Annotated in this window: 9 protein-coding genes; 1 reads left to right on the top strand and 8 read right to left on the bottom strand. The window is 58.2% G+C overall.

Annotation, left to right across the window (positions count from 1 at the left end):
- The 3 genes from CQR48_RS09265 to CQR48_RS01060 form a co-directional block, all read right to left on the bottom strand.
- Window positions 1-354 (bottom strand): type IV pilin protein (locus CQR48_RS09265; RefSeq protein WP_244898866.1); only part of this gene is annotated, 354 nt, incomplete at its 3' end.
- A gap of 371 nt (window positions 355-725) precedes the next feature.
- A complete protein-coding gene (locus tag CQR48_RS01065) occupies window positions 726-1,169 on the bottom strand; it encodes a type IV pilin protein (protein WP_101451680.1) in 444 nt (147 codons plus the stop codon).
- Window positions 1,170-1,585: 416 nt separating this feature from the next.
- A complete protein-coding gene (locus CQR48_RS01060) occupies window positions 1,586-2,026 on the bottom strand; it encodes a type IV pilin protein (RefSeq protein WP_101451679.1) in 441 nt (146 codons plus the stop codon).
- A 334-nt stretch (window positions 2,027-2,360) separates the two neighbouring features.
- On the opposite strand from CQR48_RS01060, the gene CQR48_RS01055 reads away from it, so the two are divergent.
- The gene (locus CQR48_RS01055; RefSeq protein ID WP_101451678.1) at window positions 2,361-2,774 is read left to right on the top strand and encodes a YbaK/EbsC family protein; all 414 of its coding nucleotides are present in this window, start codon (window positions 2,361-2,363) and stop codon (window positions 2,772-2,774) included.
- A 181-nt stretch (window positions 2,775-2,955) separates the two neighbouring features.
- On the opposite strand, the gene CQR48_RS01050 is transcribed toward CQR48_RS01055, so the two are convergent.
- The 5 genes from CQR48_RS01050 to CQR48_RS01030 all read right to left on the bottom strand — a co-directional run bounded on the left by CQR48_RS01050 (window position 2,956) and on the right by CQR48_RS01030 (window position 8,043).
- Window positions 2,956-3,660 carry an ABC transporter ATP-binding protein gene (locus CQR48_RS01050; protein WP_029576101.1) on the bottom strand — a complete coding sequence of 235 codons (705 nt, stop codon included), beginning with the start codon at window positions 3,658-3,660 and terminating at the stop codon, window positions 2,956-2,958.
- Window positions 3,653-4,510 (bottom strand): ABC transporter ATP-binding protein, encoded by an 858-nt coding sequence (locus CQR48_RS01045; protein ID WP_101451677.1) that lies wholly within the window; start codon window positions 4,508-4,510, stop codon window positions 3,653-3,655. Before CQR48_RS01045 ends, CQR48_RS01050 begins: the two co-directional genes overlap by 8 nt.
- Window position 4,511: 1 nt before the next feature.
- Window positions 4,512-5,627 (bottom strand): branched-chain amino acid ABC transporter permease, encoded by a 1,116-nt coding sequence (locus CQR48_RS01040; RefSeq protein WP_101451676.1) that lies wholly within the window; start codon window positions 5,625-5,627, stop codon window positions 4,512-4,514.
- Between the two features lie 2 nt (window positions 5,628-5,629).
- Window positions 5,630-6,553 carry a branched-chain amino acid ABC transporter permease gene (locus tag CQR48_RS01035; protein ID WP_015449691.1) on the bottom strand — a complete coding sequence of 308 codons (924 nt, stop codon included), beginning with the start codon at window positions 6,551-6,553 and terminating at the stop codon, window positions 5,630-5,632.
- A 293-nt stretch (window positions 6,554-6,846) separates the two neighbouring features.
- A complete protein-coding gene (locus CQR48_RS01030; protein WP_101451675.1) occupies window positions 6,847-8,043 on the bottom strand; it encodes an ABC transporter substrate-binding protein in 1,197 nt (398 codons plus the stop codon).
- Between the last annotated feature and the right edge of the window lie 1,062 nt (window positions 8,044-9,105).

The following is a 9,105-nucleotide window of genomic DNA, read 5'->3' as shown; positions in this document are numbered from 1 at the left end:
CAGTCCGTTGTCCTTAGAAACAGTGATTGTCTCACCCGTTGTACCCCCAGTAGCCAACTCACCGGTGGTAGCATTGACGCTAATGACGCAAGACGGTGCGTTGCATGTCAGACCGCCGGTTGGGATCTTAATCTTGCCGTTGTTCTCAGTGGAAATGGTCTCCAGTGCGAGCGATGCGTTCTTCACATCGGACTGGACCGAGGAACGCCACGCGGACTTACGCTGGTTCAGGTAGATCGGGACGGCCACAGCGGCGAGGATGCCGATGATGATGACCACGACGAGCAGCTCCACGAGGGTGAAGCCCTTCTCGCCCTTCTTACGACGGTTCAGCGCGTTCTGAACACTCTTCATGATTCTCTCCTTACAATAAGGTCCTTCAACCTCTGCCTGTTCGTCAACGAACCTGCAAAGTAACTCCATCATACACCCTGACAATGCAAACGATTGCCGTTTCCTCACATCAAACGTTTGACGAAACGCTGCTTCCACTATGCGCGGCGTGTCGTGATGCTGGCGGGCAGCATACATATTTCGCCGGCGACCTTACTTGGCGACTGAGTCCGGCAACCGGATTCGGCGGCAATGCCGGTGACTGCAAAAGCCGACTAAATACAGTTTGGCCCAGCACGCCATAACACGTGCGGGGCCAAACCTCGGAATAAGGAGTGCTAGTCAGCGATACACATGTACCTCACATGGCTGCCGGACCAGCGGTATCAAAGTCAGGACAAAGAGCCGGTCGCGGAGTCGTAAGTCACATCGGGGTCACTGGCCGATCCACCAAGGTTGGTGTTCCAACCCTTGATTTCATAGGTGTTATCGCTCTTGAAATCAACGCTGATATGGTTGTCCTTGCTCACCGTGAACTCTTCGCCGGTGGCAGTAGAGCCATCCATAATTTGCGTCTTCGTCGTAGCATTCGGAATGTCTGTGAAGTTCTTGATCTGCCCATTCGCATTCGTTGAAGCAGTTTCAATGGCCAGCGATGCGTTCTTCACATCAGACTGCACCGAGGAACGCCACGCGGACTTACGCTGGTTCAGGTAGATCGGGACGGCCACCGCGGCGAGGATGCCGATGATGATGACCACAACGAGCAGCTCCACCAGGGTGAAGCCCTTCTCGCCCTTCTTACGACGGTTCAGCGCGTTCTGAACACTCTTCATTTTGCTCTCCCTAGAACAATTTCTCTTCTTGTCTTGGGCAATCCGCCATAGGATAACTCAAGATATAACTAAATATACTCCCATTGCCAGCTCGATACGAGCTAGAAACCCGCTGAATTGCCAATGGCATTTGTTAGACGAAACCCCTCGATACGGCAGAGGCACGGTCTCCCACAGCCACATAAGCTTACGAACGGTAGCGAATCGGTTGCCGATGCTACCGCTCGGCACTCGTGTTGCATGAAATGACTTGGCCTGCTCGCTATGCGGCGCACAGGCCAAGTCATATTTTCGGTTATTGATTACCTTGAATGAGAAATTGGATTTTGCGATGAATCTCTCGCAAAAAACCAACTCTCAATAAGGGTTTTACTTATGCGACAAACTGCCGCACACTCCAACCCAACTGAGGATTATCAGTTGTTGTTGGACAGCGTGCCACTGTCAGAGGAGTACGTCACATTCGGGCTGCCAGCACTTCCACCAAGATTCGTGTTCCACCCTTCGATGGTGTACTTGTTATTAGTCGCATCAATAGTAATCTTGAGATGGTTGTCCTTCGAGACTGTAATCGTCTCTGAGCCTACCGTGCAGTGCGGATTCGTGCAGTCAGTCTGGGCCCAGTTAGCGTCCAACGCTCCGTTGTGCTCGGTGGAAAGGGTCTCGAGTGCGAGCGACGCGTTCTTCACATCGGACTGGACCGAGGAACGCCACGCGGACTTACGCTGGTTCAGGTAAATCGGCACAGCCACAGCGGCCAGAATGCCGATGATGATGACCACGACGAGCAGCTCCACCAGCGTGAAGCCCTTCTCGCCCTTCTTACGACGATTCAGTGCGTTCTGAACACTCTTCATAATCTCTCCTTACAATAAGGTTCTTCGTTCTTCACTGGCTCACCAACGAACCTGCAAAGTAGTTCCATCATACACCCTTTGCATGCAAACGATTGCTTCTACCCCCTAAGTCAAACGTTTGACGAATTGAAAATCTTCACAAATAACGGATTCGCCGGCGTGTCTACAACAACATTCCGTTCACCGTGACTTTACACGACAGGCCAATTTTCGGCATACAACAGTATGTATGCAAACGGTTGCAGGCACGGGGGTATGCTCGGCCATCGCGCCGCACCCGACCGGCCACGCACCCAAGCACCCGGCACCACACAACCACAGACAAGGAGCAGGCATGTCTTTCGACAACGCGCACGACTATTTGGCATCACACGGGTACGGCGATCGAATCATCGTGCTGGAAGCCGCCAGCGGCACTGTCGCCGAAGCGGCACAGGCGCTCGGCACGCAACCCGAACGCATCGCGAAATCCTTGTCGTTCCTGCTTGACGGTCAGCCAATCATCATCGTCACCAAAGGCACCGCGCGCGTCGACAACCGCAAGTACAAGGCCACTTTCCACAGCAAGGCGAGCATGATCCCCTTCGGCATCAAGGACGGCGTGCGCGTCTACCTCGACCGCAGCCTGCGCGAATTCGACACCGTCTACCCCGCGGGCGGCGACGACCACAGCGCGGTGAAACTCACGCCTGACGAACTCTACGACGTCTCCGGCGCCGACGACTGGGTTGACGTGTGCAAGCAGTAGCGCGACGTGGTGCGACCGGGCAGTCACGCCACGGACAGAATCGGCAACCCCAACCGACCTCAACCGACCAAATACCCAAACAACCCCCAAACAACAGCAAAGGGGAGTAACCGGAACCCACGTTAGGATCCCCGTCACTCCCCCTCACACGCCTGCGCCTACCATCAAGCGCAAACGGCACTCACGCACCGAGATACGCCTTGCGCACCTTCTCGTCATGGAGCAGATCGCTGGCCTTGCCTTCCATGGTGATGCGGCCAGTTTCCAGCACATACGCGCGGTCGGCAATCGACAGAGCCATTTTCGCATTCTGCTCGACCAGCAACACAGTGATGCCTTCATCGTGCAGCTTTTCGATGATGCGGAAAATCTCCTTGACCAGCTTCGGCGACAAGCCCATCGACGGTTCGTCCATCAGAATGGTGTTCGGTCGGCTCATCATCGCCCTGCCCATCGCGACCATTTGCTGTTCACCGCCGGAAAGCGTGCCCGCCAGCTGGCGACGACGCTCCTTGAGCCGCGGGAAATACGTGTACACCTTGTCCAGATCCTCAGCCACATGCGAGGTGTCCTTGAGGCTGTACGCGCCCATCTCCAGGTTCTCCTGCACGCTCATGCGGGTGAACACGTGGCGGCCTTCAGGCACGTGCGCCATGCCGAGGGTCACAATCCTGTTCGCCTTGGTTTTCAGCAGGTCCTGACCGTTGAACATGATGCTGCCGGATTTGGCCGGCACCAGCCCGGTGATGGTGTGCAGGGTCGTGGTCTTGCCGGCGCCGTTCGCACCGATCAGCGACACGATCTCGCCGTCATCCACGTGCAGGCTGATGTCCTTGACCGCGTCGATGGCACCGTAGGATACGCTCAGGTTCTTGATATCAAGCATCGTGCTCCTCCTTGCCATCAGCCGCGTTACCGTCCGCAGCCGCATCGCCCTCAGCCTCATCAGCTGCGTCATCCTCATCCTCGTCACTGCCGAGGTAAGCGGAAATCACGCGCGGATTGTGCGCAATCTCCTCAGGCAGGCCGGATGCGATCGTGCGCCCGTAATCAAGCACCTGGATGCGCTGGCACACGTTCATCACGAGGCTCATATCATGCTCGATCAGCAGAATCGCAATGCCAAACCGGTCGCGAATCGTGTTGATGCATTCGAGCAGATCCTCGGTCTCGGTCGGGTTCATACCGGCAGCCGGCTCGTCAAGCAGCAGCAGCTTCATGCCGGTCGCAAGCGCACGCGCGATTTCGAGCTTGCGCTGGGCGCCGTACGGCAGGTTCGCCGCCTGCGTCTGGGCGAGGCCTTCGAGCTTGAAAATCCGCAGCAAATCAATGGCTTTCTGGTGCATCTCGCGTTCCTCGCGCCAGAAACGCGGGGTGCGGAAGATCGCGCCGCCCATATGGTAGCTGAAGGATTCGTTGAACGCGACAAGCACGTTCTCCTCGACGGTCATCTGCTTGAACAAGCGGATGTTCTGGAAGGTTCGGGCGATGCCGGCGCGCACGACCTGGTAGGTCTTCTTGCCGTTCATTTTCTCGCCGTCCAGCCAGAATTCGCCGTCGGTGGGCTTGTACACGCCGGTGAGCAGGTTGAACACGGTCGTCTTGCCGGCGCCGTTCGGGCCGATCAGGCCTACAAGCTCACCCTTGTTGATGGTCATGTTGAAATCGTCGACAGCGCGCAGGCCGCCGAAGGTGATACCGAGATGTTCGGCGCGCAGAATCGGTTGTTCAGCCATCTCACGCCTCCTTTCCGGCGGGTTCCGCGGTTTCCGTTGCGGCCGCTGTCGCAGTCACGTCGCCAGATTCCGCGGTTTCTGCCGCGATGGCCGCCTTCGCCGCACCGCCACGACCGTTGCGGTAGATGATGCGGTTGATGAGCTTCGGCAGCGAGAACTCCCACGAACCGAAGATGCCTTGCGGGCGGAAGATCATGAACACGACCAGCACCACCGAGTAGGCGAGCATGCGATAGTCGGAGAACGCGCGCAGCGCCTCCGGCAGAATCGTGAGCACGATAGCCGACAGGATCGAACCGGTGAGCGAACCCATGCCGCCGAACACGACCATGATCACGTAGTTCGTGGATTGCAGCCAGCCCGCGTACGCCGGGGTGAGCGAACCCATGTACTGCGCGTAAATGCCGCCGGCGAGCCCTGCGAAGAACGCGGAAATCGCGAACACGAGCACCTTGAGGTACGTAACGTTCAAACCGGATGCGCTGGCCGCGATCTCATCGTCACGAATCGCCTTGACCGCACGGCCATAGCGGGAACGCGCGAACATGAACAGCAGCACGACAGTAATCACGGTGATCCAGAACACCACGTACAGGTTGGCGATACGGTCGATGCCGATAAGCGCCTGACCGGCCTGGCCCTTATCAAGGCCGACACCGCCGGCGGCGGGGATGTTCTGCAGCACGACGCGGATAATCTCGCCGAAGCCGAGGGTGATAATCGCCAGGTAATCGCCATGCAGACGCAGCGCCGGAATACCGACCAGAATACCGAAAATGCAAGCGATTACAGCGCCCACGAAAATCGTGAGCAGGAAGCGAGCGGTCGGGTCCATCGCGATGCCCTTGGCGACAATCATTTTGCTGAGCAGGGCCGCGGAGTAGGCGCCGATCATCTCGAAGCCGCAGCAGCCGAGTGTCAGCTGGCCGAGCACGCCGACCGTCAGATTCAGCGATGTGGTCATGATGATCGCGATGCAGCAGGTCATCAGAATGCCCTTGATATACGTGTTCGCGGCCCCGGATTCGCATACCGCCATCAGCAGGCCGAACAGCACGGCGATACCCACAGCGCACACGATATAGGACTGTTTCATGGAAAGCGCGGATTTCTTCATCGTCACACCTTCTCCGTCTCAGGCTCGCCCATCAGGCCGGACGGGCGTACGAGCAGCACGATGATGAGGATCGCAAACACGATCGCGTCGGAGAACGCGGACGTGATCACGCCGCCGGTAATCGTGCCGATATAGGCTTTCGTCAGGCTTTCGATCAGGCCGATCGCCAAACCGCCGACCATGGCGCCAGGAATCGAACCGATGCCGCCGAGCACGGCCGCAACGAAGGCTTTCAGGCCGAGCATCATGCCCATTGTCGGGGAGACCTGCGGGTAGGACACGCAGTACATGAGCGCGGCGATGGCGGCGAGACCCGAGCCGATGGCGAAGGTCAGGGTAATCGTGCCGTTCACGTTGATGCCCATGAGCAGGGATGCTTCCTTGTCTTCGGACACCGCGCGCATGGCCTTGCCTTGCTTCGTGCGCTTGACGTACAGCTGCATGGCGACCATCATGATGACGCCGAGCACGATAGATACGATCGTCGCGCCGTCGATCTTCAGCTGGCCGATGGTCAGGGTCGGAATGGAAACGATAGTGGGGACGGTCTTGTAGTCAGCACCGAAAATCGCCTGTGAGCCGTTTTCAAGCAGCAAGCTCATGGCGATGGCGGTGATCAGGGCGGTCATGCTGTTGCCCTTCTCGCGCACCGGCTTGTATGCCAGGCGTTCGACGAGCACGCCGACCAGCGCGCAGACCAAGGTTGCGGGAATGACAGCCGTCCATGCGGGCAAGCCCATGACGGCGAGTGCTGGAATGCTGAGCATCAGCGTGTAGGCGCCGATCATGATGAAGTCGCCGTGGGCGAAGTTCAGCAGTCGGATGATGCCGTAGACCATCGTGTAGCCGAGCGCCACGAGCGCGTACACGCTGCCAATCTTCAGGCCGTTGAAAATCTGGCTGATGAACATGACGAAACCGCTCATCATTCCTCCTTTCGTGTGTGTGAATGTGTGTGAATGTGTGTGTATGTGTGTGTATGCGAATCAGTGGCTAAACCAATGACCGAACCAGCGATTCGCTGTGTGGGTTAAAAGAAAATGGATGTCCGCGTAACGCCACCTGAAAAGGCGGCTAGTACGCGAATGGAGAGGGCCGAAAACGACCCTCTCCTTCATACGGGATTACATGCCGTGCGACGCCTTGGAATCCCCGGATTCCACGGGCTCAGCAGAACCTGCAGAATCCGCAAGATCCCCGGTGCGCACAGCGGTCAGCCTCACTTGGTGGACGGCTGGATGGTGGTGCGGTACGTCGGCTTGCCATCCTTGAGCTCAAGGACGATAACGGACTTGTTCGGCGAACCCTTCTTATCAAGGGTGAACTTGCCAGTCACGCCGCTGAACGACATGCCGGCGATCGCGTTGCGAATCTGCTCGCGGGTCGGGTTCTTGCCGGCCTTCTCGTAAGCCTGCTTGAACATGTACACGGAATCGTACGCGAGTGCGGTGAAGGTGTTCGGCTCCTGATTGTTGTTGGCCTTCTTGTAGGACTTGATGAAGTCCTGCACCTTGCTGTTCGAGGTGTCGTCAGGCGAATAGTGCGTGGTGTACAGCACCTTGTCGTACTGGGACTTGTCGCCGGTGAGCTTCAGGCCGTCGTAGCCATCGGGGCCCATGACGTAGCCCTTGTAGCCGAGCGAACGAGCCTGCGGGATGATGTACGGGCCAGCGACCGAATAGTAGTACGGCGCATACAGGAACTCGGCGCCGGATGCCTGAATCTTCTGCAGCTGCGAGGAGTACTCGGTGTCGTCGGCGCTGGAGGAATTCTCCTCGTCAACCACGTCGAGGCCAGCCTTCTTGGCCGCCGCGGCAAAGGCCTTGCCCACGCCGGAGGAGTACGGATCGCCGGTGCCGTAGAGCACGGCGACCTTCTTGACCTTCAGAGTCTCGGCGGCGAACTTGGCCGCGATCTCGCCCTGGTAGGAATCCTTGAAGCAGGTGCGGAACAGGTAGCCGCCGGTGGCGATGGAGTCGGAGGTTGCGGCCGGCGCGATCGCCGGGAGCTTCGACTGGTCGGCCAGCGGGGCGACGGCCGCGGTGGTCGAGGAGATCGTCGGGCCGAGCACGGCGAGCACACTGTTGTCGCCGGCCAGCTTGTTGAAGGCGTTCGACGCTTCGGTGGCATCGCCCTTGTCATCCATGCTTTCCAGCTTGATCTTCTTGCCGTTCAGGCCGCCCTTGGCGTTGATCTCGCTGATGGCCAGCTTGAAGCCCTTGAGCTCAGCCTCGCCGTAGGCTGCGGCGGTGCCGGAATTCGTGGTGATGCTGCCGAGCGTGATCGTGTTGCCGCTGGCTGCGCCGGCGGAGTTGCTGGAATCATCCATGCTGCCGCCGGAGCAGGCCGCCATGGACATCATCATGGCCGCGGCCGCTGCGATAGCGGTCGTCTTACCGAAGAACTTTGCGTTCATCAGGAATCTTCCTCTCTACAAAAGATTCTGGGAATAATCGTGAGAATTCGTCAGAATGTTGCATGAAATGCTGATTCTGAATGCCACAGACGCGCGCGACACGTGATCGGGTGAATCCGTCAAACGCCGTCAGGCAAAGGTTCTTCGGGCTTTTGGCCTTACTCGAGTAAACCTCGTCTCAATCTATTGCTGGGTTCCTTTTATACGCGAGGATTGCGGATATGTAAATGGCTTGTCCTTATATTGAACTTTTCGATAACCTCATCCTGAGACGATTTATGTCCACAATGTGGACACCGTGGGCGAAATCGTTGGAATTGTGCGGGTTTGCTGGGTTGCTCTGAGGAGGTGTGAAGGTTTCGGGCGCGGGCTCTTCAGGTGACCATCATGTTGCCGGCGTATTGACGCGGGAGTACGTGCGGTTGTCGGCAACGCGGGCGTGGACGGGGTGCCACAACGACCGTCTCACCGACCAGACCACACGACCCGAACCATCAGCACCGCCACCGTGCGAGGAGATCCTCACACGATGACCCCTCCCGACAAGCCCAACCGCCGAACCCGACCACCCAACCCGCCAGATTGCGAGCAAATCCTCACACAACGGCTCTCGGCACAGGCAAACCGCACGATTGAAACCACCGGCACCGCCACAATGTGAGCCAATCCTCACATACTGCCCCCGGGCTTCTGCTCCGAGCCGGCATCAATGGCCGGGAGCGCCACCATGCGAGCAAATCCTCACACGATGACCCCCGACCAAACCAAAACACCAAACCTGAACCGCCCACCCCGCCAGATTGCGAGCCAATCCTCACATACCGACCCTTGAACCCTACTACGAACCGACATTAATGGTCAGAAGCGCCACCATGCGAGCCAATCCTCACACAACGCCCGGCACAACCAATGGCGGGCGAATCAGCTGGGTCCCGTATGTGCGGGCATGCACCATCCGACGGACCCCGTCATCGGCTGCGATATCAGACGCAATCCGGCACATCGCGCATGCCAAGACATACGCGACGTGCGGAATCCCATACCGATTGACTTCCAGTCCAG

It is taken from the genome of Bifidobacterium thermophilum (assembly GCF_002846655.1).
Classification (GTDB): Bacteria; Actinomycetota; Actinomycetes; order Actinomycetales; family Bifidobacteriaceae; genus Bifidobacterium; species Bifidobacterium thermophilum.
The sequence above is the reverse complement of the archived record's forward strand: the minus strand, read 5'-3'. Positions and strand labels throughout refer to the sequence as shown.

Coding starts and splice junctions, on each gene's coding strand:
- CQR48_RS01065 (WP_101451680.1), bottom strand. CDS start 1,169: ATGAAGAGTGTTCAGAACGCGCTGAACCGTCGTAAGAAGGGCGAGAAG.
- CQR48_RS01060 (WP_101451679.1), bottom strand. CDS start 2,026: ATGAAGAGTGTTCAGAACGCACTGAATCGTCGTAAGAAGGGCGAGAAG.
- CQR48_RS01055 (WP_101451678.1), top strand. CDS start 2,361: ATGTCTTTCGACAACGCGCACGACTATTTGGCATCACACGGGTACGGC.
- CQR48_RS01050 (WP_029576101.1), bottom strand. CDS start 3,660: ATGCTTGATATCAAGAACCTGAGCGTATCCTACGGTGCCATCGACGCG.
- CQR48_RS01045 (WP_101451677.1), bottom strand. CDS start 4,510: ATGGCTGAACAACCGATTCTGCGCGCCGAACATCTCGGTATCACCTTC.
- CQR48_RS01040 (WP_101451676.1), bottom strand. CDS start 5,627: ATGAAGAAATCCGCGCTTTCCATGAAACAGTCCTATATCGTGTGCGCT.
- CQR48_RS01035 (WP_015449691.1), bottom strand. CDS start 6,553: ATGAGCGGTTTCGTCATGTTCATCAGCCAGATTTTCAACGGCCTGAAG.
- CQR48_RS01030 (WP_101451675.1), bottom strand. CDS start 8,043: ATGAACGCAAAGTTCTTCGGTAAGACGACCGCTATCGCAGCGGCCGCG.